The 23,500-nt window shown below is 32.5% G+C and carries 25 protein-coding genes and 1 pseudogene; 24 read left to right on the plus strand and 2 right to left on the minus strand.

Features of this window, described 5'->3' with window-relative positions; translation table 11 throughout:
• Together ABV008_RS07770 and ABV008_RS07775 are read left to right on the plus strand one after the other, a co-directional pair.
• The coding region (locus ABV008_RS07770) for an MFS transporter (protein ID WP_352419257.1) at positions 1 to 785 on the plus strand (785 nt) is incomplete at its 5' end.
• Entirely contained in the window at positions 778 to 1,950 is a 1,173-nt protein-coding gene (locus ABV008_RS07775; protein WP_352419258.1) for a sensor histidine kinase, read from the plus strand. The genes ABV008_RS07770 and ABV008_RS07775, both read left to right, overlap by 8 nt.
• 61 nt (positions 1,951 to 2,011) lie before the next feature.
• On the opposite strand, the gene ABV008_RS07780 is transcribed toward ABV008_RS07775, so the two are convergent.
• Positions 2,012 to 2,353, minus strand: coding sequence for a hypothetical protein (locus ABV008_RS07780; RefSeq protein ID WP_352419259.1), 342 nt, complete (start codon positions 2,351 to 2,353; stop codon positions 2,012 to 2,014).
• A complete protein-coding gene (locus ABV008_RS07785; RefSeq protein ID WP_352419260.1) occupies positions 2,353 to 3,624 on the minus strand; it encodes a DUF1576 domain-containing protein in 1,272 nt (423 codons plus the stop codon). The genes ABV008_RS07780 and ABV008_RS07785 overlap by 1 nt, the downstream gene beginning before the upstream one ends.
• Before the next feature lie 122 nt (positions 3,625 to 3,746).
• On the opposite strand from ABV008_RS07785, the gene ABV008_RS07790 reads away from it, so the two are divergent.
• The 22 genes and pseudogenes from ABV008_RS07790 to ABV008_RS07895 all read left to right on the plus strand — a co-directional run bounded on the left by ABV008_RS07790 (position 3,747) and on the right by ABV008_RS07895 (position 23,440).
• Positions 3,747 to 3,992 (plus strand): ArsR/SmtB family transcription factor, encoded by a 246-nt coding sequence (locus ABV008_RS07790; protein ID WP_502929758.1) that lies wholly within the window; start codon positions 3,747 to 3,749, stop codon positions 3,990 to 3,992.
• A 79-nt stretch (positions 3,993 to 4,071) separates the two neighbouring features.
• Positions 4,072 to 4,191: pseudogene (locus ABV008_RS07795) on the plus strand (FAD-dependent pyridine nucleotide-disulfide oxidoreductase); the annotation flags it as partial.
• A 113-nt stretch (positions 4,192 to 4,304) separates the two neighbouring features.
• Complete coding sequence (locus ABV008_RS07800) at positions 4,305 to 4,853, plus strand: rubrerythrin family protein (protein ID WP_352419262.1); 549 nt, start codon at positions 4,305 to 4,307, stop codon at positions 4,851 to 4,853.
• A gap of 608 nt (positions 4,854 to 5,461) precedes the next feature.
• On the plus strand, positions 5,462 to 7,372 hold the full coding sequence (abc-f, locus tag ABV008_RS07805) for a ribosomal protection-like ABC-F family protein (RefSeq protein WP_352419263.1): 1,911 nt from the start codon (positions 5,462 to 5,464) through the stop codon (positions 7,370 to 7,372).
• A 74-nt stretch (positions 7,373 to 7,446) separates the two neighbouring features.
• Positions 7,447 to 7,680: a hypothetical protein gene (locus ABV008_RS07810; RefSeq protein ID WP_352419264.1), complete on the plus strand. Its 234-nt coding sequence runs from the start codon at positions 7,447 to 7,449 to the stop codon at positions 7,678 to 7,680.
• 205 nt (positions 7,681 to 7,885) lie between these two features.
• Positions 7,886 to 8,596: a PrsW family intramembrane metalloprotease gene (locus ABV008_RS07815; protein WP_502929759.1), complete on the plus strand. Its 711-nt coding sequence runs from the start codon at positions 7,886 to 7,888 to the stop codon at positions 8,594 to 8,596.
• 81 nt (positions 8,597 to 8,677) lie between these two features.
• Positions 8,678 to 9,895, plus strand: a complete 1,218-nt coding sequence (locus ABV008_RS07820) for a CapA family protein (RefSeq protein ID WP_352419266.1) — start codon at positions 8,678 to 8,680, stop codon at positions 9,893 to 9,895.
• Positions 9,896 to 10,015: 120 nt separating this feature from the next.
• Positions 10,016 to 10,426, plus strand: a complete 411-nt coding sequence (locus ABV008_RS07825; protein ID WP_352419267.1) for a zinc ribbon domain-containing protein — start codon at positions 10,016 to 10,018, stop codon at positions 10,424 to 10,426.
• A gap of 56 nt (positions 10,427 to 10,482) precedes the next feature.
• The gene (gene pepV, locus ABV008_RS07830; protein WP_352419305.1) at positions 10,483 to 11,883 is read left to right on the plus strand and encodes a dipeptidase PepV; all 1,401 of its coding nucleotides are present in this window, start codon (positions 10,483 to 10,485) and stop codon (positions 11,881 to 11,883) included.
• 98 nt (positions 11,884 to 11,981) lie between these two features.
• Positions 11,982 to 13,070 carry a dipeptide epimerase gene (locus ABV008_RS07835; protein WP_352419268.1) on the plus strand — a complete coding sequence of 363 codons (1,089 nt, stop codon included), beginning with the start codon at positions 11,982 to 11,984 and terminating at the stop codon, positions 13,068 to 13,070.
• A gap of 312 nt (positions 13,071 to 13,382) precedes the next feature.
• Positions 13,383 to 14,204: a diadenylate cyclase CdaA gene (cdaA, locus tag ABV008_RS07840; RefSeq protein ID WP_352419269.1), complete on the plus strand. Its 822-nt coding sequence runs from the start codon at positions 13,383 to 13,385 to the stop codon at positions 14,202 to 14,204.
• Entirely contained in the window at positions 14,197 to 15,411 is a 1,215-nt protein-coding gene (locus ABV008_RS07845) for a CdaR family protein (RefSeq protein WP_352419270.1), read from the plus strand. Before cdaA ends, ABV008_RS07845 begins: the two co-directional genes overlap by 8 nt.
• Positions 15,412 to 15,537: 126 nt before the next feature.
• Complete coding sequence (buk, locus tag ABV008_RS07850) at positions 15,538 to 16,629, plus strand: butyrate kinase (RefSeq protein WP_352419271.1); 1,092 nt, start codon at positions 15,538 to 15,540, stop codon at positions 16,627 to 16,629.
• On the plus strand, positions 16,622 to 17,527 hold the full coding sequence (ptb, locus tag ABV008_RS07855) for a phosphate butyryltransferase (RefSeq protein WP_352419272.1): 906 nt from the start codon (positions 16,622 to 16,624) through the stop codon (positions 17,525 to 17,527). The genes buk (ABV008_RS07850) and ptb overlap by 8 nt, the downstream gene beginning before the upstream one ends.
• A gap of 11 nt (positions 17,528 to 17,538) precedes the next feature.
• Positions 17,539 to 18,615 (plus strand): butyrate kinase, encoded by a 1,077-nt coding sequence (buk, locus tag ABV008_RS07860; RefSeq protein ID WP_502929761.1) that lies wholly within the window; start codon positions 17,539 to 17,541, stop codon positions 18,613 to 18,615.
• Between the two features lie 17 nt (positions 18,616 to 18,632).
• On the plus strand, positions 18,633 to 19,307 hold the full coding sequence (locus ABV008_RS07865; RefSeq protein WP_352419273.1) for a P-loop NTPase family protein: 675 nt from the start codon (positions 18,633 to 18,635) through the stop codon (positions 19,305 to 19,307).
• A gap of 96 nt (positions 19,308 to 19,403) precedes the next feature.
• Positions 19,404 to 19,634 carry a 4Fe-4S dicluster domain-containing protein gene (locus tag ABV008_RS07870; RefSeq protein ID WP_352419274.1) on the plus strand — a complete coding sequence of 77 codons (231 nt, stop codon included), beginning with the start codon at positions 19,404 to 19,406 and terminating at the stop codon, positions 19,632 to 19,634.
• A 22-nt stretch (positions 19,635 to 19,656) separates the two neighbouring features.
• On the plus strand, positions 19,657 to 20,718 hold the full coding sequence (locus tag ABV008_RS07875; protein WP_352419275.1) for a 3-methyl-2-oxobutanoate dehydrogenase subunit VorB: 1,062 nt from the start codon (positions 19,657 to 19,659) through the stop codon (positions 20,716 to 20,718).
• On the plus strand, positions 20,718 to 21,464 hold the full coding sequence (locus tag ABV008_RS07880) for a thiamine pyrophosphate-dependent enzyme (protein ID WP_352419276.1): 747 nt from the start codon (positions 20,718 to 20,720) through the stop codon (positions 21,462 to 21,464). The genes ABV008_RS07875 and ABV008_RS07880 overlap by 1 nt, the downstream gene beginning before the upstream one ends.
• On the plus strand, positions 21,465 to 22,004 hold the full coding sequence (locus tag ABV008_RS07885; RefSeq protein ID WP_352419277.1) for a 2-oxoacid:ferredoxin oxidoreductase subunit gamma family protein: 540 nt from the start codon (positions 21,465 to 21,467) through the stop codon (positions 22,002 to 22,004).
• Between the two features lie 76 nt (positions 22,005 to 22,080).
• Positions 22,081 to 22,308, plus strand: a complete 228-nt coding sequence (locus ABV008_RS07890) for a hypothetical protein (protein ID WP_352419278.1) — start codon at positions 22,081 to 22,083, stop codon at positions 22,306 to 22,308.
• Between the two features lie 160 nt (positions 22,309 to 22,468).
• The gene (locus tag ABV008_RS07895) at positions 22,469 to 23,440 is read left to right on the plus strand and encodes a P1 family peptidase (protein ID WP_352419279.1); all 972 of its coding nucleotides are present in this window, start codon (positions 22,469 to 22,471) and stop codon (positions 23,438 to 23,440) included.
• Positions 23,441 to 23,500 lie beyond the last annotated feature (60 nt).

The following is a 23,500-nucleotide window of genomic DNA, read 5'->3' on the forward strand; positions in this document are numbered from 1 at the left end:
GGGCGTTTTTAGGAAGTATAATTGGGCTTACAATATTATTTAATAATTTTTTTGAAAATCCCTTTAGTGCAGTATTTTTAATATTTTTTATAACTAGTATTGTATCCTTTTATTTTACACTTAGAAGAGTTCCAGAAACTGTGGATTACAAAAAAGAACTCAAATCAGGAAAGATTAAGAATAATAAACACACAAAATACTTTTTAATAATAATAGGCATCATTTCATTTATTTCTAGTCTAACAGTACCCATATACCTTATATATCTTAAAGAAAACATTACGAATGAGCTTCATTTAATATCATATCTATTTATTCCAGGAGCCATACTTTCAACGTTTCTTCCTCAAAGGTTTGGTATTATAGCAGATAGATATGGTAGGGAAAGGATAATAGTTATTGGAATATTTATAAATGCCATACTTCAAATTTTTATGCCATTTATAAAGGATTACTATCCTTTTATGCTTCTTTATACACTAATATCTGTTGTCAATATGTCTTATAGTCCAGCTTTGTCATCCATTATTATTGATTTTGTTGGTGAAAATAAAAGAGGAAAATCCTATGGACTGTACAGTTTTGCTAGTGGTATAGGAGCTGCCATAGGTCCTTTAGTGGGCACTTATATATTTGAAAATATAGGCAGTAGTATTGTGTTTTATTTAAAGGGAGCTCTTTTGATTATAATGACAGCGTTTATTTGTTATAGCTACACTAAATTTAAATCAAACATAAAAAGGAAAATAGTGACAGAAATTTCTGAGGAGATTAGATATGAATAAGCTAATTAAGTATAATAGTTTTTTGAATGTTGGTATACGTACGTTAATATTAGTAGATATTATTTATAGATGTAGGAATAATACAACAAGACTTTTAATTTTTACTGCTTGGTTTTTACTTATTTTAGCTAATGATCATTTACGAATTAATAAATTCTATATAGATTATAGAAAATATTATATCTCTATTTTTGTTTCTATGTTATTAAGTTTAGTTTTAATATTCAATTTAAATGGTTATGTGTATATATATATGTTTATGGTTTTATATGAATTAATTTTATTTAATCAAGGTAAAATTGCAAACTTACTAACTATACTTGAGATTATTTTTATTGTTTTTATAGTTGTTTTTAGATCATTATCAAGCGTAGAAGAAATTGTAAGCATTAAATATTGGAAGGAAAATATATTAGATATATTTATGTTTTTACAGTTTATATTTTTTTATTCAATCAGTTTATTATCCTATAAAGCTTTAAGAAAAGAAAAGAAAGAAGTAGAAAAATTAAATGATAAGCTAGAAGAATCCTACAATAAGCTCAAAGAGCAATCTAAAAAGATTGAAGAATTAGTTATTACTGAAGAGAGAAATAGAATTGCAGGGGATATACATGATAACCTAGGACATACTTTGATTGCATTAAATATGAACCTAGATGTAGCTGCAAATATTATTGATAAGGATACAGATAAGGCAAAAGAATTGCTATATAAGGCACAAATTTTAACTAAAGATAGCTTAAAGGATTTGAGAAAAGCTGTCTATGCTTTAAAAGAAGAAAATCCTGAAAAGTTGCTGGACTCTTTAGAAAGAATAGTTAATAATATGGAAAGCATAGGAAATATTAAGGTAATTTTAAATTATAATGAAAATGTCAATGAGTTATTGACAAGGTTTAAAAATATAATATGTCCATCAATAAAAGAAGCCTTGACTAATAGTGTTAAGCATGGAAAAGCCGATAGAGTATACATAGACATAAAAATAGAAAATAACAATGCTTACATTAAAATAAGAGACAATGGATTAGGTTGTGGTAGGTTAACTAAAGGGAATGGATTACTAGGTATTGAAAATAGAATTATTGGAATAGGTGGTAAAGTAATTTATAATAGTGAGGAAGGGAAGGGATTTGAAATAGACATATACTTAAGCTTATAGCAATATCATTATTCACAGGGACAAAATTTTCCCAAAATCTGCCCCTGTGATTTCATTGTATTTATTTATATCTGTGGAGCTCTATATATAGATTATTATCTTCGTATTTGACTATTGCCTTATCAGTCATCATACCAACTAAGGCAATTTCTGAACCAGTATCACTATCACCAGCTAATTCCCAATAATATTCTTCAGCAGCTTTTTGACGAGGAGCATTTAAAAGCTCTCTCAAATTGTCTATGCTCTTTTTAGTTCGTTTTACATTACTTGCTTTAACTAATATCTTATACATATCTTTATTGTTTTCTATATTAACATTTACATTTTCTGCATCTCCAAGCAATGCAAAAGCAACCATTTCACTCAAAATCTTAGTAACTTTCTTGACTTCAATATTCATTATTCATCACTCCTCCTAAAAATATCTAATATTGGAACTAATAAAGTAGCAATTATTCCAGCGGAAAATCCGTTGTTATATAAGTTAATTCCACCATGAAGTACTCCTACATTCATAGATACAGAAAGGTGAAGAAAACCTGCAATAATACCTCCGAGAGGGCCATATTCTCCTGCAATAGGAGCTAAACTAGTGCCGAAAAGAGCAGCTATGATTACAGTAGTAGAGCCTGTATCCCAGACTTTTAAAATACCTGCTATAAACACACCAATCATAATTGGAATACTATTTCTAGGATGTTTTCCGAAGGCTGAAAAACCAACCATAGTAAGTAAGCCACCAACTATTGGACCATTCATTATTCCTTTTGATATAAATACATATGCTAATCCTATTAATCCCATTACACCCATATTGATTAAAGTAATTCCAAACCCTGCAGTGTATGTAAAGTCTGCAACTAATCTACCAGTCATACTAATAATCCTAGAATATCCTTTAATCAGACTTTTGTCATTTAAAAAGTAACCTATCACTATTAGTAAAATAAAAAAAGTTGAAAGAAAAATTTTTAGGAATAAATCATATTCAGTGGATAATATCATCCTTGGCTCATTAGTAAATCCATAGCTTCTCATAAATGACATCACAACAGTGCCAATGAAACCCGCTGCAAATCCTACATTATAGAGATTATATCCATCATGAGCTCTTATAATGTGAGCAGCAATTGGAGGTAGAAAAAACCCTGCTGTTATACCTGCTATAATAGCAAAGATTAATCCTAAATAGCTAGATGAGCTTAATGCATTGGCAACTTCAAAAATCATAGGTGCTAGCGCAGTTCCAAACATAGATATTATTATTACACTATTATATGATTTTTTTTCATATTTTGCATACAAATATCCACCTATGTAAATAGGCCAAACATTAAAAATGTTCTTTCCGAAAAAAGAGAACCCAGCTACTATAAAAATAGCTGAAATAGGAAGGCCCCCTAGATGAAATCTTAGCTTCCATAAAAACAATATGTTTATTAAAGTGAGAATAGATGAGTTCATAAGAGCAGCACCAAGTCCACCTACTCTTATATAATCGGTAAGAAGTACGTCTGGTTGGACAATTATCTTGTTAAGCCCACTTATTATTTCATTGAAGTCACTCACAATAAACGATAAAACTAATGATGCCACAGGGAATATTGATATTATTAAAAATTTGGTTTTTTCACTTACCTGCCTGTAATCACTTAAATTTTCTTTTACCATAACTACCTCCAATCATGCTCTTAATCTTTATTATTAACTGTAAATATAATATGATGCTAAGTTTTTGATATTTTATCATAAGTTTAGTTGAAAAGGAAACACAATTTTTTAACAAAATAAAATTGGCAAATATATTGAAGGCTATAGCCCATCCAGTTAGACTCTGCATAGTAAGAGGTTTATTAGATAATGGAGAACGTAAGGTTACTGATATGCAGCAATGTTTGGATGTGCCTCAATCTACTATTTCACAGCATTTGACTAGGCTTAAAGCTGTAGGAATAGTAGAGGGAAAAAGAAATGGCGTTGAGATATATTATTATTTGGTTAATGAAGATGTAAAAAGCGTTATTAAGGCTTTATTTTAGCAAAAGCCTTAATACATTTTTTTATTCGATATATTCAATAAACCTAATATATTAATAATAGGATATAAGGAGGATGTTTATGTCAACAAAAGTATTAATAATAGGGGGAGTAGCAGGTGGAGCTAGTACTGCAGCTCGTCTTAGAAGGCTTGATGAAAGCTTAGAAATCATCATGTTTGAAATATGGCTTTACTGTTCTATTATTTAAGATAAAAACATAATTTAAATAATGATTTGTTTATTAATAAATTATCAGGGTATATAAAAAGATACTTGAGAAAAAAAGAATTAAATCTAAAGGGAGGAATTTTTATGAACGATATGACAGCTCAAAACTTAAGATCAGCTTACGGTGGAGAAAGTCAAGCACATATGAGATACAAAGCTTGGGGAGACAAAGCATTAAAAGATGGTTTTCCTACAGTAGCTACACTTTTTAGTGCTATTTCTTATGCAGAAGAAATACATGCAAAAGGTCATTTTAGACTTCTAAAAGATGTAAAAGGTGATTTCCTAGTTGCTTCAGGAGCAGGCTTTGGTATAGGTACTACATCAGAAAACCTTCAAGGAGCAGCTAACGGAGAGCTTTTCGAAGTAAACCAAATGTACCCAGCATATGTAGCTGTAGCAGAAGCACAAGGAGAAAAATCAGCAGCTAATTTAATGAAGGGTATAATAGAAGCAGAAAAAACTCATGCTGACCTTTACTTAAAAGCTAAAGAAAATACAGATGCAGGTAAAGATGCAGATTTTACAAATATTCACGTATGTGAAGTATGTGGATATGCATCATATGGTGAAATGGTTGACAAATGCCCTATCTGTAGTGCATCAAAGGAAAAATTCAGAGTATTTAAATAAGCATACATAAGCGTGCCAAATTGTGGTACGCTTTTCTATTGCCAAAATAACCACTATATGATAAAATGAAGAAAATATATGTTTGGAGGTGTGAAGATGAGAAACTTGACTTTAGTTGGCATTGCTTTAGATAGATTACCATTCATATTAACAGCAAATATCGAGTCCCAAGGGGGTAGTATGTCTAAAATTAAATATTATGTCAACTAAAAGTAAGTAAATCGTCTTCTAGAATTATAAACATATTGTTTTGAATTATATGCCTAGGTGAGAGTTTACTTGCCTAGGCTTTCTTATGACCTAACCCGATTTTCTGAATGCTTTTGTCAGAAAATCGATGGTAGGTCAAACGCACCGAGGACCAAATTTATGTGAGCGACAGCGAACAAATAAATTTGTGTAGCGAGACTGCGGAAAATGACCTAACCCGATTTTCTGAATGCTTTTGTCAGAAAATCGATGGTAGGTCAAACGCACCGAGCACCAACCATACTTTAGGTTTATGATCAGTGTGTCCGTTAGGACCAACCTTACTCCTTATTACATAAAGCCTAGGCAAGAGATTTACTTGTCTAGGCTTTTATTTTTGAATTAAGGGAGGAATTAACGTGATAGACATTAGTTTAAACGGAATAAGTAAATATTATGGAGCAAACAAAGTATTAGAGGATATCTCTTTTGAAGTTCATAGTGGAGATAAGGTAGGATTAATAGGGAAGAATGGTACTGGAAAAACTACTATTCTAAAGATAATTGCAGGCATAGAAAATAGCGATGGTGGAATATTGTCTATAAGAAAAAATGCAACAATTGGCTACCTTGCACAAATGCCTGACTATCCTCAGGAGTATAAGGTATTAGATATACTAAATATTGCATTTGAAAAGCAAAATGAGATAAAAGCTAAAATGCGTGAACTGGAAAAGGATATGGCAAGTAGCAATGAAGATGAACTAGAAAAGATAATGAAAATATACGGAGAGCTACAGCATACATATGAGCACATAGGTGGATATGAAACTGAGGAAAAGCTTAGCAGAGTATGTACTGGTCTTAAATTTACAGAGAGTATGTTAGAAAGAAGTTTTAGTAATTTAAGCGGAGGAGAAAAGACTACTGTAATGCTAGGAAAAATGCTACTCCAAAACCCAGACATACTTCTTTTAGATGAGCCATCAAACCATCTTGACCTAGAGTCTGTAGAGTGGCTTGAAGAGTTTATTGGAGAATATAAGGGCTCTGTTTTAGTCATTTCTCATGATAGATATTTTTTAGATAATGTTGTTACAAAAATAGTCGAGATAGAGGAGAAAAAGTCCAAGTCTTATATTGGCAACTATAGCTTTTTTGTAAGATATAAAGAAGAAATGCAGAGCATTCAACTTGAAACATATAAAGCTCAGCAAAAAAAGATTAAAGAAATGGAAGATGCCATAAAAAGATTTAGAGAGTGGGGAACTAGAGCAGGTGAAGAACCTATGTTTAAAAAGGCCGCAAATATGGAGAAACGAATCGAAAGGATGGATAAGGTTGATAAGCCAACTCTGAATCAACCAAAGATAAAGGTTAATTTTACACAGGGTGAAAGATCTGCACAGGAAGTAATATGTATAAAAGGATTAAAAAAATCTTTTGGGGATAATGCAGTCATAGAAAATCTAGACCTAAGTGTTAAATACAAAGAAAGATTATGCATATTAGGTAAAAATGGCAGTGGGAAATCTACATTGATAAAACTGCTGCTCAATAAATATACTCATGATGCTGGAGAGATAACTATAGGCTCTAGAGTCAGGATAGGATATTTAGAGCAGGAAATATTCTTTGAAGATGAAGAAAAGACTGTTTTAGAGACAATAAATGAATGCTTTATGGTACCAGAAAGTGAAGGAAGGAGAATACTAGCAGGTTTTTTATTTTACGGAGAAGATGTATTTAAAAAAATAAAAAGTCTTTCTGGAGGAGAAAAGAGCAGGCTTAGGCTATGTATGATGATGCAGGAAAAGAATAATCTTCTTATACTAGATGAGCCAACTAATCATTTAGATATTGATTCAAGAGAAATGTTAGAAAAGGCATTAGAAAACTTTGGTGGAACGGTTATTTTTATATCTCATGATAGATATTTTATAAATAAACTAGCAGAAAGAATAGTAGAAATAGATAATAAAAAGCTAAAAGAATATTTAGGAGATTATAATTATTATAGGGAGAAAAAAGCAGAAAGCCAAGTTGCTTTAATGGACGGCAAAATCAATGCTCATGAAATAAAATCATCTAATAAAAAGTCTAGGAACAATAACTCTAGCTCTGAAGCTGAAGAAGCAAAGAGAAAAAAGAAGATTTTACTTCTTGAAGAAGAAATGCATGAACTTGAGAGCCTTATTTCACAGATAGATAAAAAGATGCAAGAAGTAGCTCATAACTATGAAGAATTAAATAAACTTTATAATGAAAAACAGAATTTTACATTAAAATATGATGAATTATTAGCAGAATGGGTAGAGCTAGATTCCTGATATAAGTACATGTTCTAGAATATAATAATTTGAAAAAGTAAATACTAACAAAAAGCTTATGGAAGGATGATTTTGTGGAAGATAATAGAACTATACAAGAGATTATTAATCAACTAAGTATGATAGAAAAGGACCATCAGCATATTTTAGAGCATGTAAATAGTATAGATCTTTTATTGGTATCTAACGAAAATGGAAGAGTTAAAGATGCCACTATATCAAAGAAACTGGAAGGTTTAAAACAGAAAATCGAAGATGTGGTCGAAACTTCAAATGAGATAACTTCAATACTCAACCAACAAATGTAAAACTGTACTTTTAGGTACAGTTTTTTTATGACCTAACCCGATTTTCTGAATGCTTTTATCAGAAAATCGATGGTAGGTCAAACGCAACGAGAACCAAATTTATGTGAGCGATAGCGAGCAAATAAATTTGTGTTTCGAGACTGCTGTATTAATATCATCTCTATATCAAATAATAATAGATATAAATAAAGAAAGGATGAATAAATTGAATACAAGACTATTCATTATTGCAGTAATCCCAGCTATTTCAATAGCTATTGCAGTATATTTAAGTGATAGATATGATAAGGAGCCAATAGTTCTTCTTTTGAAGACATTTGTATTTGGCGCATTATCAGTTATTCCTGTCATAATTGTAGAAAGATTTCTTTCATCACTAAACATATTTCCAGGATTATTAGGAGTTGCATTTACTGCTTTTATAGTAGCAGGATTTACTGAGGAGTTTTTTAAAAGACTAGTAGTGATTAAACTTATGTGTAAAAATAAATATTTTGATGAAAAGCTTGATGGAATAGTATACTCCGTGTTTTCTGCTCTAGGCTTTGCAACAGTGGAGAATATAATGTACGTAGTGTATAGATTTAGCTACAATCCATATATAGGATTATATAGAGGAGTATTATCTGTTCCTGCCCATGCAATTTTTGGGGTAACTATGGGGTATTATCTATCTTTAACCAAATTTGCATCAAATAAAGCAAGAGAGAAAGCCAATTTTAGAAAGTCTTTATTGATGCCTATGCTTTTACATGGAACATTTAATTTTATATTAATGGCTGGAATACCAGAGGGTGGAATATTAATAGCCGCATATGCAGTTTATCTATGGATAAGTAATCAGAAGAAATTAAACACATATATTTATGATTCATATTCAAGAATAGACAGAATACGTCATGATGATGAAGAATAATACAAAATGAGTTATAGAAAAAGTTTGGAAAATAATATAGAATGATTAAAAGGGCATTATTTTTCCAAGGAGAATGAATATATGAATAAAAAAAGATTAACTCTAGGCATAATTATATTATTGTTTTTTGCATCTCTATTATCTGCTGGATATTTTTCTGATAAGTTCGTTAATCCAATTGAAAATAATCTTTATGCAGAAGAAATAGGCAATAAAGAAGTAGAGAAAATACCAGAAATACAAGAAGAAATTCCTCCTAATATAGAAGCTACTATTGCAGCAGCTGGAGACATTATGTTTCATTCTCCGCAGATAAAAGGAGCATATATTCCTGAAACGAAAGAATATGATTTTAGCTTTTCTTTTGAGCATATACAGAAATATATAGAAAGTGCTGACTTAGCCATTGGTAACTTTGAAACTGTTACTGCCGGTGATGAGTATGGATATAAGGGATATCCTACATTTAACTCTCCAGAGTCTGCTGTGACAGCTTTAAAAAATGCAGGATTTGACATACTATCCACAGCAAACAATCACAGTATTGATAAGGGAAAAAAAGGAATAATTAACACTATAGATAATATATTAGAACATGGACTTAAAAATGTAGGAACATATAAAGAACCTACTGATGAAATGCTTATACAAGATATAAATGGTATCAAAGCAGCCATTCTGTCTTATACATATGGATGCAATGGCTTAGAATGCTTACTTACGCAGGAAGAGCTTAGCTATATGGTAAATATAATAAACGAAGATAGAATAAAAAGTGATATTGAAAAAGCAGATGCAAATCAAGTAGATACAACAATAGTTATCATGCATTGGGGTAATGAATATCAAAGAGAACCTTCTGAATACCAGATAGAATTAGCTAATAAAATGATAAAATGGGGAGCAGATATAATACTAGGCAGTCATCCTCATGTCATCCAAAGATCTGAGATAGTAGAACATAATGGAGAAAATAAGTTTATTATTTATTCTATGGGTAACTTCATATCAAATCAAAGAAGAGAAACCTTAAATGTTAAGAACAAAAAATACACAGAAGATGGAGTAATTGTAAATATTACTTTGGAGAAGGATTTTTCATTAGGAAAGACTGTGGTAAAGGATGTTGATTACATTCCTACATGGGTATATAAATATAGTGAATCTGGTGTACAAAAACACGTTATTCTTCCTACATCTGAATATATAGAACAAGAAAAGGACGGATTAAGTAAAGAAGTTTTAAGCAAGATTGAAGAATCGTATAATAATACTATTCAATTAATGGACCAGAGATAAACTAAGACTCTGGTCTTTTAAAGACTATTTTTTTTATGGGAAGCTAAGCTTTTTAAAAGGATTTTAGCTATAGATGTAGAATAGCTTATGAATCATATAAAGAAAGTTGAGGAGTAGAAAATGAAGAGTATAAAACCAGGACGAGGTCCATCAGGAATGTCTTTTATGGGATCAATTATAGCAATTATTTTCGGAATCTTTTGGACAATAATGGCTTCTAGTATGACATCAGGGTTTGGTATAGTAGGTGTTTTCTTTCCGCTATTTGGAATACTTTTTATTATAATTGGAATAGTTCAAGCTGTATATCATTATAAAAATGCTACAGGAAAAGACAGATATTCCATGTATGATATTACAGATTCAACCGAGGAAGAAGACCCAGCTAATAAGTGGATAAGAAGTGCCCAAAAAAACTCAGAATCAGATGAAAAAATTTCAGAAACAGATACTAACTACTGCCCATACTGCGGTGTACAACTTGGTAATGAGTTTTTATATTGCCCAAAATGTGGGAAGAGAATAAAATAAAGATAAAGAAAAATAATAGATGTTGAGAAAATAGAGCAAAAAATGAGAAGGAGGTAATAAATGTGCTAGATAAAAAAATCTTAGAAATGAAAGATGAGAATATCCAAGCAGTTAGAGAAAGTATAATGATTAAAAGCGTAGAATCAGAAAAGAAAGGTGATATGCCATTTGGAGAAGGGGTTCAAAAAGTTCTGGAAAATGCGCTAGAGCTTTCTAAGAATCTAGGATTTAAAACTGTAAATCTTGATAACATGGTAGGTTACGCAGAGTATGGCGAAGGAGATGAAATGGTAGCTGTACTTGGACATCTAGATGTAGTTCCTGAAGGCGATGGCTGGACATACCCACCATATGGTGGAGAGATACACGATGGTAAACTATATGGTAGAGGAGCTCTTGATGACAAGGGACCAACTATAGGGGCGCTATTTGCACTAAAAGCAATAAAAGATTTAGGCCTGCCACTGAAGAGAAGAGTTAGAGTAATTTTTGGTACAAATGAAGAGTCAGGAAGCAGGGGGGTAAGGCATTATGTTGAAAGAGATGAAATGCCAGTAGCAGGTTTTACTCCAGATGCAGAATACCCCATTATAAATGCTGAGAAGGGAATAATAACTTGCAACTTTAAGAGGAATTTTAATAGAGCGAGTGGAAAAACTAATTTAGTATCTATAACTGGAGGTACAGTTTCTAATGTGGTTCCAGACTATGCTGAAGCTATTGTATACGGCGACAGTTTAAATAAGGCTGATTTAGTAGATAAATATACAGAGATTACAAAAGGGAGAAAACTAAGATTTGAATTAGAAGATGCTGATATACCAGAACATTTGAAAATAAAAGTATTTGGAGTATCAGCCCATGGAAGCACGCCACATCTTGGTGAAAATGCAATTTCTGGATTAATCCATTTCCTAAGCAAATTAGACTTAGAAGAAGAAATGAAAAAATTTATGATTTTTATGAAAGAAAACATAGGATATGAAACTGATGGCAAAAGCCTATCTATTAACATAAAGGATGATGTTTCAGGAGAACTAACATTTAATCTTGGGACTATTAAAGGAAATTGCGATGAAATAAGTTTTAGCATAAACATTAGATATCCTGTAACAAAAAAAGATGATGATTTTATGAAAACCTTGACTGATAAGATGTCAACAGTAGGATTGTCAGTAGAACATATAGACCATGCTGCTCCTCTATATGTAAGCCCGGAAGAAGAATTCATTAAAAAGCTTCAAAAAGTATACACAGAAAAGACAGGAGATGAAGCTAAGCTCTTGGCAATTGGAGGAGGGACTTATGCTAAGTCTATGAAAAATATTGTGGCTTTTGGACCGACTTTTCCAGGGGAAGAAGGTATTATACATAAGCCAGACGAATATATAACTATAGACAGCCTAATAAAAAATGTTCAGATTATGGCAGCAGCAATGTATGAGTTAGCAAACTAGGTATATTTAGCAGAAGAAATCCAGTATAATCCATAGTATTATTGTGGACTTTTACTGGATTTTTCTATTTGAAATAATTATAGAGGGGGATTTAAGGGATGAGAATTACAGACATAAAGCTAGGTTATATATCTGTTCCACTAAAGAAACCTTTTAAGACAGCTTTAAGAACTGTAAATAGTGTAGAGGATGTTGTTGTAAGAATTGAAACTAATACTGGACAGGTTGGATATGGAGAGGCACCTCCTACTGGGGCAATAACAGGAGACACGACAGGAGCAATAATAGGAGCAATAGAAGACCATATAAAGAAGCAGCTAATTGGCATGGATATAGAAAACATGGAAGAAATAATGCTAAAACTAGATAAATCCGTTGTAAGAAATACAACTGCAAAAGCAGCAGTAGATATAGCAATTTACGATTTGTATGGTCAGCTATACAATGCACCAGTATATAAACTTTTAGGTGGCTATAGAAAAGAAATAATAACGGATATAACCATAAGTGTCAACTCTCCAGAAGAAATGGCTAAAGACAGTATTGAAGCCATAAACCAAGGATACAAAACATTAAAAATAAAAGTAGGTGTAGACTCAGCTTTAGATATAAAAAGAATGAAGGCTATTAGAGATGCTGTGGGGCATGAAGTAAATTTAAGAATAGATGCAAATCAAGGCTGGACTCCAAAGGAAGCAATATATACCTTAAGAAAAATGGAAGATACAGGCTTAAACATTGAGCTTGTAGAACAGCCAGTACCAGCCCATGATTTTGAAGGTTTAAAGCTAGTAACAGACAATGTTTCTATACCTGTATTGGCAGACGAAAGTGTGTTTTCACCTAAAGATGCTATGACAATTATCCAAATGCGTGCTGCTGACTTAGTAAATATTAAATTAATGAAAACAGGCGGTATACATAATGCATTAAAAATATGTTCCATGGCAGAAGTATACGGAGTAGGATGTATGATAGGCTCCATGCTTGAGGCTAAAATAAGTGTTACAGCAGCTGTTCATTTGGCAGCGGCAAAAAGTGTAATTACAAAGATTGATCTAGACGGACCAATATTATGTAGTGAAGATCCAGTTAGTGGTGGAGCAATATTTGAAAATTATAAAATTACCTTAACAGATGATCCTGGACTTGGATTTAAAGAAATACATGGTGTAGTTTATAAATAGAAAAAAAGCAAGGCTTTCGTTTTCAATCCCTAGACAAGGGACCGAAAAATAGAAAGCTTTACTTTTTATTGCCAAATTGGAAATAAGATATAAAAGCTTTAAATAAAGGAAAAAGAAAACAAGTGTAGAATAAATAAAAAGTGAATCTTTTTTATGACGTACTTTTTAACTATTAACAGTCAAATAATATGTTAAGTAATCTTTTGTAAAATTTTTTATAGTAGTCTTTATTCACTATTTAAATAAATATTCATTTATTATATAATTATTGATAGGACTTATTCTTAAAATATATCTTTTAGAGGTGTGAGAATGCAATATTTTGCTAATTTATTCTTTAAAATAAGACTTAGAGATGTAATAGATATTTTAATAGTTGCATTTGCATTTTATAAGCTATTTATGCTTATAAGAGAAACAAGAGCAGAGCAGCTTATAAAAGGTATTGTTGTATTGCTAATAGCTACTAAGCTAAGTGAAGTGCTAGAACTATACACAGTTTTTTGGATACTTGAAAAAACTATGACAGTAGGGGTTTTGGCCCTTTTAATTGTATTCCAGCCTGAGTTGAGAAGAGCATTGGAAGTAATAGGTAGGACTAGGTTCTTTACAAAATCACTTGCTGAGATAAAGAATGAAGAGATAGACAGTATTTCAAATGAAATTGTTGAAGCTGCAGCATCTCTTTCTAGACAAAAGATAGGAGCACTAATAGTTTTTGAAAGGGATACAGGATTAAATGAAGTAGTAGACACTGGCACAAGAATTAACGGTAAAGTATCAAGTGGACTTCTAATTAATATTTTTATACCTAATACACCTCTTCATGATGGAGCAGTTATCATTAGAGAAGATGTGGTGAAAGCAGCAGGATGTTTTCTTCCACTAACTGACAATATGAATTTAAGTAAGGAGATAGGAACTAGACATAGAGCGGCACTTGGTATTACAGAAAGGTCCGATAGTATAGCAATAATAGTTTCTGAAGAGACTGGAATAATATCTGTAGCAGAAAACGGAATATTAACAAGATATTTAGATATAAATGCATTGAAAGAGATATTAGTAAATATGTATAAACCTAAGTCTCCTAAGCCAAATTTGCTGTCCAAATGGAGGAATAGAAATGAATAAGGCAAAGAGATATAACATTACCATAAAAATTGTATCAATATTAATAGCTATAATTATGTGGTCATATGTAATGAGCGAGGTTAATCCACGTATTACTCAGGACTTTTCAAATATTAAAGTAACATACCTAAATCAAAATTATTTGACTGAATCTAACCTAGAAATAATGGAGCCTAAAGAAGCTAAAGTAACTGTGAAATTAGCAGGTAGAAGAAGTGATATAACTATTAATCCAAATGATATTATAGTACAAGCTGATTTATGGGGATATTCAGAAGGTATGCACAGAGTGCCTGTTGAAGTAAAGATTCCTGATAATGTTACATTAGAAACTGTAAGCCCTAAATATATACAATTTAAGTTTGATAGCGTAATTACTAGGGAATTTAAGATATCTTTGAAAACTACAGGAAAGATTGAAAATGGCTTTACTCCAGGAGAAGGAGAGATAAAACCTAGTAGTATATTGATAAAAGGACCAAGAAGCTGGGTAAACACTGTTTCAAGGGTTATAGCTACTGTTGACTTGACTAATATAAATTCTGATATAAAGACAAGTCTACCTGTTAGAGCATTAGATGACAAGGGAGATGAAGTTAGAGGTATAGAAAAAGAGCCAGTAACAGTTGAAATAACAATGCCTATACTTGGAACTAAAACTGTTAAAGTGAATCCAAGGCTTAAGGGTACTCCATTAGAAGGATATAGTATTACAGATATTCAAGTGAACCCTATAAGTGTAAAGATAAAGGGAAAAAAAGAGATATTAAATGACATTGAGTTCCTAGAAACAGAACCAATCGATGTAGAAAATATTAGTATGTCAAAACAAATACCTATAAGAATAGCTTTACCAGAAGGTGTAGAGCTTATGGAAACTGACTTAAACCCATTAGCGAAAATCCAAGTAGAAAAAATAATTGAAAAAGACATTGAACTTAGCACAGAGAATCTAACATTTATCAATTTAGACACTAGTCATATAGTTGATAGCACTAGCTTACCTGAAAACTTAACAATAACAGTAAGAGGAACTGAAGGCAAAGTTGAAGCACTAAGAGAGAAGGATATAACATTTTATTCAGATTTATCGGGTCTGGAAAAAGGAACACATAACATTAATGTGAAGGTCATTTTACCTGATGATATAGAACTGATTCAAATGGAACCCGAAACTTTTAGTATAATCATTCAAGAAGAATTTTAACTATTTTTAATATATTTGCAAGTAAATGCAAGATAAGGTTATTATAATAGGAGCAGAGTCATTATTTAGGGACAAATATTTAGTGCTGCTCCTATTATATTGTAAATAAATAAAAGGGGAGAGAATATGTCAAGAAAATATATTTTAGCAATTAACCCTGGGTCTACGAGTACTAAAGTAGCTTTATATAATGACCAGGAAAAGGTTTTCATGAATAAAATAGAACATCCTAGTTCTGAGATTGACAAATACCACAACATTATTGATCAATATGATTATCGCTTAAATCTGATATTAAACTGGCTAAGAGAAATTAGTATTAGTCCAGCTTCATTAAGAGCAGTAGTAGGCAGGGGTGGTATGTTAAGACCTATGCCAGCAGGTACTTATTTAGTTACTGATGTAATGATTAAAGATTTAAAAGACAACATTGGAGGAGAACATGCTTCAAATCTTGGTGGTATCCTTGCCAAAGGTATTGCAAATCCAGAAGGAATCAAATCTTTTATTGCTGATCCAGTGTCGGTAGATGAAATATACGATATAGCTAGAATATCAGGCATACCAGATATACAAAGAAAGTCCCAACTTCACGCATTAAACATAAAAGCAGTATCCCATAGATTCTCTCATGAAAATAATAAAAATCTTAAAGACATAAATCTAATAGTTGCTCATCTAGGCGGAGGTATTTCTGTTGCTCCTATTGAAAAAGGACGTATAATAGACGTAAATAATGCCAATGAGATGGGTCCATTCTCACCCGAAAGAACTGGAGGAGTTCCAGTAGGAGATCTTGTAAAGATGTGTTATTCAGGTAAATATACATTTAATGAAATAAAGGCAAAACTTAAGGGCAAAGGTGGCCTTGTGTCTTATCTTGGAACTAATAACGCTAAAGAAGTAGAAGAAAAAATGAACAAAGGAGACGAAAAAGTTGGGCTTATTTTCATGGCTATGGCTTATCAAGTTGCTAAAGAAATAGGTGCTATGTCTACAGCTTTATATGGTAAAGTGGATGCCATAATATTAACAGGTGGACTAGCATATTCAAAGACACTAACTGATAAAATTCATAATATGACGAAATTCATAGCTCCTGTAGTTTTATACCCAGGAGAAGACGAACTAGAAGCTTTAAACCAAGGGGCATTAAGGGTATTAAAAGGAGAGGAAGTAGAGAAAATTTATGAAAATGAGGTGATAATAAATGATTAAGAGCTTTGAGGATGTATTAACTCTTGCTAAAAATAGAGGACCAAGAACAATATCTGTATCAGTGGCTCAAGACAAAGAGGTCTTACTAGCTATAAAAGCAGCATATAATATGGGAATAGCTAATGCAATACTTGTAGGAGACAAAAACCAAATATTGAAAATATCTGAAGAAATTAATATGGATATAAATAAGTTTGAAATCATAGACATTAAGGATCCTATAGAAGCCTCAAGGAAGGCTGTAGAGCTTGTAAGTACAGAAAAAGCTCATATTGTAATGAAGGGTTTAGTTGATACATCAATAATTTTAAAAGCTGTATTAGATGAAGAAATTGGATTAAGAACAGGTAATATCTTAAGTCATGTTGCTGTATTTAATGTGGACACATATGACAAGTTACTTTTAGTAACAGATGCTGCAATGAACATTGCGCCTGATTTGTTTCACAAAAAACAGATTATAGAAAATGCAGTATTTTTAGCTCATTCAATAGATATAGAAAATCCAAAAGTAGCAGTAGTATGTGCAAAGGAAAAAGTGAATCCTAAAATGCCTGCAACAGTTGACGCAGGGTATTTAGTAGAGATGAATAAGAATGATGAGATAACAGGTTGTATAGTTGGAGGACCATTTGCCTTAGATAATGCAATATCAAAAGAAGCTGCACTTCATAAAGGTATATCTCACCCTGTAGCAGGAGATGCGGATATAATACTTGCTCCAAACATAGAATCGGGAAATGTTTTATATAAGGCACTTGCGTTTTTAGCAAGGGCTAAAAACGCAGGCATTATAGTAGGGGCTAAGGCTCCAATAGTCCTTACATCAAGAGCTGATAGTGATGAGGCAAAACTAAATTCAATAGCTTTAGGTGTATTGATGGCATCTAAAAAATAGGGGGGATGATGATGAGCATTGTGTATAGACTTCTCGTAATAAATCCTGGATCTACTTCTACAAAAATAGCTATATTTGATAATGAAAATCTTGTTCTAGAGGAGACATTAAGACATTCAAATGAAGAACTAGCAGAGTATTCTACAATATTTGATCAATATCAGTTCAGAAAAAACATTATTCTAGAAATATTAGAGAAAAAGGGAATTGATATATCAAAACTAAGCGCTGTAGTAGGAAGAGGTGGCTTATTAAAGCCTATACCAGGAGGAACCTATAATGTGAATGACAGTATGCTAGAAGACTTAAGAAAAGGTGTTCTTGGAGAACATGCCTCAAATCTTGGTGGTGTAATAGCTCATGAGATTGCATCTCAGCTAAATATTCCATCATATATTGTGGATCCAGTTGTTGTAGATGAAATGGAGGAAATAGCTAGGGTTTCAGGTATGATAGACATACAGAGAGTAAGTATTTTCCATGCATTAAATCAAAAAGCTGTTGCAAGAAGATTCGCTAGTGAAAATAAGAAGAATTATGAAGAATTAAACCTTATAGTCGCTCACTTAGGTGGAGGTATTTCTATTGGTGCTCATAAAAAAGGCAAAGTAATAGATGTAAATAATGCTTTAGATGGAGAAGGACCATTTTCTCCTGAAAGAAGTGGTGGGCTTCCAGTAGGAGACTTGGTCAAGCTATGCTATTCAGGAAAATATTCATTAGATGAAATGAAGAAAAAAATAAAAGGAAAAGGTGGGTTAGTAGCTTATTTAGGAACAAATGATGCAAAAAAAGTAAGCGAAATGGTTGAAGCAGGAGACGAAAAAGCTAAGCTAGTATTTGAAGCAATGGCTTATCAAATAGCGAAGGAAATAGGTAGCATGAGTACTGTACTAGAAGGACAAGTAGATGGTATAATATTAACAGGTGGAATAGCTTATAACAATATGTTCACTTCTTGGATTAAAGAAAGAGTAGGTTTTATTGCAGAGGTTGTAGTATATCCAGGAGAAGATGAACTTATAGCTTTAGCAGAAGGTGGCTTAAGAGTATTAAGAGGAGAGGAACAAGCTAAAGAGTACCTATAAACATAAAGGGTGATAAGATGTTAAATGACAATAGAATTAGAATTATAGTAGGACATTATGGAAGTGGCAAAACAGAGTTTGCGGTAAATTATTCTGTAAAGCTAGCTGAACTAGGGAAAAGTGTCACCTTAGCTGATTTAGACGTAGTAAATCCCTATTTTAGAAGTAGAGAAAAAGCAGAAGAGTTAGAGAAACTAGGAGTAAAGGTAATAGGTAGCTCGATAAAAGGAAATGCAGTAGATGTACCTTCGGTTTCAGCAGATGTATATGGTCCATTACAAGATACAAGTGTAGAAGCAGTGTTAGATGTAGGAGGAGACCCAGTAGGAGCTAGAGCATTAGGCAGATATTACAATTTCTTTGAAACAGGCAAATATGATATGTTTTTTGTAGTTAATGCAAATAGACCTGAAACTCAAACCTTAGAAAATGTTGAAAAATACATTAAAGAAATCGAGAGAGTTTCTAGAGCTAAAGTAACTGGACTAATAAACAATACACATTTGCTAAAGAGTACAACAGTAGAAGATGTATTGTCTGGTCAAAGACTAGTAGAAGAAGTTTCTAATGCTCTTAATATACCTATAAAATATGTATCAGCATTAGAGAATGTGGCAAAAAATCTTCCGCATGATATAAAAGGTGAGATTCTTCCATTAAATCTATACATGCGAGAGGATTGGATGATATAACTAATAATTAATCTTCTAATTAAATCTTCTAATTATTTTATTTCATAATTTTACTTTCAATTCTTAATTCTCAATAAATAAAAGGAGGCGGAGGAAATGGCAAAGGCAAAAGGTAAGGTCACCTTTAATGAGGACAGATGTAAAGGCTGTGAACTATGTACAACAGTGTGCCCAACAAAAATCGTAGTTATGAACAAGGAAAAAATAAATGTAAAAGGTTATCACCCAGCAACAGTAATTGAGATGGACAAATGTATAGGCTGTGCTAATTGCGCAACAATATGTCCAGATACAGTAATAACAGTAGAGAGAGTAATGGGTGAATAATACTAAAAAGGAGGGGAATTAAATGTCTAAAGTCTTGATGAAAGGAAATGAGGCCGTAGGTGCTGCAGCTATTAAAGCTGGATGTAAGTTCTTTTTTGGATATCCTATTACGCCACAAAATGAGATACCTGAGTTTATGGCAAGAGAGTTACCTAAAAATGGTGGAGTTTTCCTCCAAGCAGAAAGCGAAATAGCTGCTATAAACATGGTATACGGGGCAGCAGGTGCAGGAGCTAGAGTAATGACATCTTCTTCAAGCCCAGGAATTGCACTTAAGCAAGAAGGAATATCATATATTGCAGGAGCAGAGCTACCATGTGTTGTAGTTAACATGGTGAGAGGAGGCCCAGGCTTAGGTGGTATTCAACCTTCTCAATCTGATTATTATCAAGCAACAAGAGGAGGAGGAAATGGAGACTACAGACATCTAGTATATGCTCCAGCTAGTATTCAAGAAGCAGTAGATTTAGTTATGGAAGCTTTTGACGTAGCGGATTATTATAGAAATCCTGTATTAGTTCTTGGGGATGGAATGATAGGACAGATGATGGAGCCAGTAGAATTTAAGGAGCCTAAAAAAAGAGAGCTTCCACCAAAGGATTGGGCAACAACAGGTACAAAAGGACAGAGAAAACCAAATGTAGTAAATTCACTTTATATAGATCCTAAACCTCTAGAAGAGCATAACTTAAAACTAGAAGAAAAATATGCAAGAATGAAAGAAAATGAAGTAAGATATGAAGATTATAATCTTGAAGATGCAGAAGTAGTGATAGTAGCTTATGGTACAACATCAAGAATAGCTAAAAATGCTATAGCAAAATGTGCAGAAGAAGGATTAAAAGTAGGACTTATAAGACCAATAACACTATGGCCATTCCCAGATGTAGCATTTGAAAAGATTAGTGAAAAAACAAAAGCAATACTTACTGTAGAGATGAGTACCGGTCAAATGATAGATGATGTTAAGATAGCCATTAATGGAAGAAAGCCTGTTTACTTCTATGGTAGAACAGGTGGTATGATACCTACTCCAAATGCTATCGTAGATGAGATTAAGAAAATTGTTGGGGGTGACAAATAATGGCTATAGTATTTGAAAAAACTAAAGGACTTACAGATAAGCCTTTCCATTATTGCCCAGGCTGTACACATGGAATCATTCATAGATTAGTAGCAGAAGTATTAGAAGAGCTTGGAGTTCTAGAAGATACTATAGGCGTAGCTCCAGTTGGCTGTGCAGTATTTGCTTATGATTATTTCAATGCTGATATGCAGGAAGCAGCTCATGGTAGAGCACCTGCAGTAGCTACAGGTATCAAGAGAGTACATCCAGATAAGGTTGTATTCACATATCAAGGTGATGGGGACTTAGCATCTATAGGAGCAGGTGAAATTGTTCATGCTGCACATCGTGGAGAAAAGATAACTACTATATTTGTAAATAATGCAATATATGGTATGACTGGTGGTCAAATGGCTCCTACTACATTAGTAGGACAAAAAGCAACTACAGCACCATACGGAAGAGATGAAGCTCATGCTGGTAAGCCAATTAGAATAGCAGAGATGCTAGCAACAATAGATGGAGCAAAATTTGTTGAAAGAGTTTCAGTACATGATCCTGCTAATATAAGAAAAGCAAAAAAAGCAATTAAAAATGCTTTTGAGCTTCAACTTTCAGGTAAAGGCTTTGGAATAGTAGAAGTACTTTCTACATGTCCAACAAACTGGGGTTTAACTCCAGTAGAAGCTCTTAACTGGTTAAAAGAAAATATGATTCCATATTATCCATTAGGTAATTTAAGAAAACCTGAGGAGGTGGAGTAGATGGAAGAAAGATTAATAATAGCTGGATTTGGTGGTCAAGGCGTAATGTCAATGGGACAACTACTAACTTATTCAGGAATGATAGAAAATAAAAACGTTTCATGGCTTCCATCATATGGTCCTGAAATGAGAGGTGGAACTGCTAACTGTAATGTTATAGTATCAGATAATCTTATTGGTTCACCTGTAGTAACTGAAGCTACTACAGCAATAGTAATGAATAAACCATCACTAGATAAATTTGAGAAAGATGTTATAGAAGGCGGTAATATATTAATAAATAGTTCTTTAATAGACAAAAAAATAAGTAGAACTAATGTTAATGCATATTATGTGCCTGCTAATGATATAGCTAATGAATTAGGAAATAGTAAAATAGCTAATATGGTCATGTTAGGTGCATACTTAGAGCTTACAAAAGCAGTTAAAACAGATTCAATAGTTGAAGCCTTCAAAAAAGTGTTTGGAGAATCCAAGGCACGTTTTATTCCAATAAACAAAGAAGCACTAGAGAAAGGTGCAGAAGCTATTAGAGGATAAAAAGAATACTAAGAATAAAATATCTCCATATGGTGAATATATATATTGAACAAATTAAACATATGGAGGTAGTTAAATGAAAGATATGTTAAGATCTCAATTAGAAACATATAAAAGAGATAATAGTAAAAGTAGTAAAGAAGCAATGTTATCTACAATAAATTCTTTAACTAATTCAATGGGTAATGGAGATAGTAGAGCGTTAAGTTCCGTAGAAACAGCAAAAAAGGCTTTAACTAGTAGCAAAGGTAATAAAGATGAAATAGTTCAATCAGTAGAAAGTGTAATATCAAGTTTAAGTTAAGATTATTTCATATTACATCTAAATATAAATAAAAATCATGGATATATATCAGTTTTTTACTGACTTATCCATGATTTTTATTTATATGCAGTATGTAAATTGGAGGCTTTTTTCTATTTATATAGAATTAATTATTTAGTAAATAAAAGAGGTGAAAATAATGAAAGAAATTAAATTTACAGACATAGATGGAGTGAAAGTTGGACATTCACAGAATCTAGAAGCTGCTACAGGATGCACTGTGGTAATATGTGAAAAAGGTGCTACAGCAGGTGTAGACGTAAGAGGAGGTTCACCAGGCACTAGGGAAACAGACCTCTTAAATCCTGTTAATATGGTTCAGCAAATACATGCTGTAATGCTTTCAGGAGGAAGTGCTTTTGGCTTAGATGCTGCATCTGGTGCTATGAAATATTTAGAAGAAAGAAATATAGGTTTTGATGTTCAAGTGACAAAAGTTCCAATTGTGTGTTCAGCTGTACTATTTGATCTATTTGTTGGAGACCATAAAGTAAGACCAGATTTGGAAATGGGATATAATGCTTGTATGAATGCTACAAATACAGAATGCCCAAATGGAAACATAGGAGCAGGAACAGGTGCCACAGTAGGCAAATTATTGGGGCTTCAAAGGGCTATGAAAGGTGGATTAGGTAGTTATGCCATACAAGTAGGAAATTTAAAAGTAGGAGCTATAGTGGCTGTAAACTGTCTAGGTGATGTAATAAATCCATCTACAGGAGAAATCTTAGCTGGGTTATTAAATGAAGATTTACATACATTTGTTGGTACAGAGAATATGATGACGGCAAACTATGATAACAAGAAAAATCTCTTTAGTGGAAACACTACAATTGGAGTTGTAGCAACTAATGGAGAATTTACTAAATCTGAAATAAATAAAATAGCTTCTATGGCTCACAACGGATATGCTAGAACCATGAGACCAGCACATTCTATTTTCGATGGAGATACAATATTTGCATTATCAACTGGAAATGTACAAGCAGATATTAGTACTGTAGGTTTTTTATCAGCTAGAGTCATGGAACAGGCTGTTATTAATGCAGTAAAAAGTGCAAGCTATTTACATGGGATTAAGTCATATTCAGATATTGCAGAACTTAAATGAAATACACACTACCTGCAAATGTTCGCTAGTATTTCATTTAAGTACTAGGGCTTAGGACAA

The organism is Proteiniborus sp. (genome assembly GCF_040308045.1).
Lineage (GTDB): Bacteria > Bacillota > Clostridia > Tissierellales > Proteiniboraceae > Proteiniborus.

Excerpts from the sequence above, each read along its gene's own strand:
- ABV008_RS07885 (WP_352419277.1), top strand. The coding sequence starts at position 21,465 with ATGGAAGAAAGATTAATAATAGCTGGATTTGGTGGTCAAGGCGTAATG.
- ABV008_RS07785 (WP_352419260.1), bottom strand. The coding sequence starts at position 3,624 with ATGGTAAAAGAAAATTTAAGTGATTACAGGCAGGTAAGTGAAAAAACC.
- ABV008_RS07865 (WP_352419273.1), top strand. The coding sequence starts at position 18,633 with ATGTTAAATGACAATAGAATTAGAATTATAGTAGGACATTATGGAAGT.
- ABV008_RS07835 (WP_352419268.1), top strand. The coding sequence starts at position 11,982 with ATGAGAATTACAGACATAAAGCTAGGTTATATATCTGTTCCACTAAAG.
- ABV008_RS07890 (WP_352419278.1), top strand. The coding sequence starts at position 22,081 with ATGAAAGATATGTTAAGATCTCAATTAGAAACATATAAAAGAGATAAT.
- buk (WP_352419271.1), top strand. The coding sequence starts at position 15,538 with ATGTCAAGAAAATATATTTTAGCAATTAACCCTGGGTCTACGAGTACT.
- ABV008_RS07780 (WP_352419259.1), bottom strand. The coding sequence starts at position 2,353 with ATGAATATTGAAGTCAAGAAAGTTACTAAGATTTTGAGTGAAATGGTT.
- ABV008_RS07870 (WP_352419274.1), top strand. The coding sequence starts at position 19,404 with ATGGCAAAGGCAAAAGGTAAGGTCACCTTTAATGAGGACAGATGTAAA.
- ABV008_RS07825 (WP_352419267.1), top strand. The coding sequence starts at position 10,016 with ATGAAGAGTATAAAACCAGGACGAGGTCCATCAGGAATGTCTTTTATG.
- ABV008_RS07880 (WP_352419276.1), top strand. The coding sequence starts at position 20,718 with ATGGCTATAGTATTTGAAAAAACTAAAGGACTTACAGATAAGCCTTTC.
- ABV008_RS07875 (WP_352419275.1), top strand. The coding sequence starts at position 19,657 with ATGTCTAAAGTCTTGATGAAAGGAAATGAGGCCGTAGGTGCTGCAGCT.
- ABV008_RS07845 (WP_352419270.1), top strand. The coding sequence starts at position 14,197 with ATGAATAAGGCAAAGAGATATAACATTACCATAAAAATTGTATCAATA.
- ABV008_RS07800 (WP_352419262.1), top strand. The coding sequence starts at position 4,305 with ATGAACGATATGACAGCTCAAAACTTAAGATCAGCTTACGGTGGAGAA.
- buk (WP_502929761.1), top strand. The coding sequence starts at position 17,539 with ATGAGCATTGTGTATAGACTTCTCGTAATAAATCCTGGATCTACTTCT.
- cdaA (WP_352419269.1), top strand. The coding sequence starts at position 13,383 with ATGCAATATTTTGCTAATTTATTCTTTAAAATAAGACTTAGAGATGTA.
- ABV008_RS07775 (WP_352419258.1), top strand. The coding sequence starts at position 778 with ATGAATAAGCTAATTAAGTATAATAGTTTTTTGAATGTTGGTATACGT.
- ptb (WP_352419272.1), top strand. The coding sequence starts at position 16,622 with ATGATTAAGAGCTTTGAGGATGTATTAACTCTTGCTAAAAATAGAGGA.
- ABV008_RS07820 (WP_352419266.1), top strand. The coding sequence starts at position 8,678 with ATGAATAAAAAAAGATTAACTCTAGGCATAATTATATTATTGTTTTTT.
- ABV008_RS07895 (WP_352419279.1), top strand. The coding sequence starts at position 22,469 with ATGAAAGAAATTAAATTTACAGACATAGATGGAGTGAAAGTTGGACAT.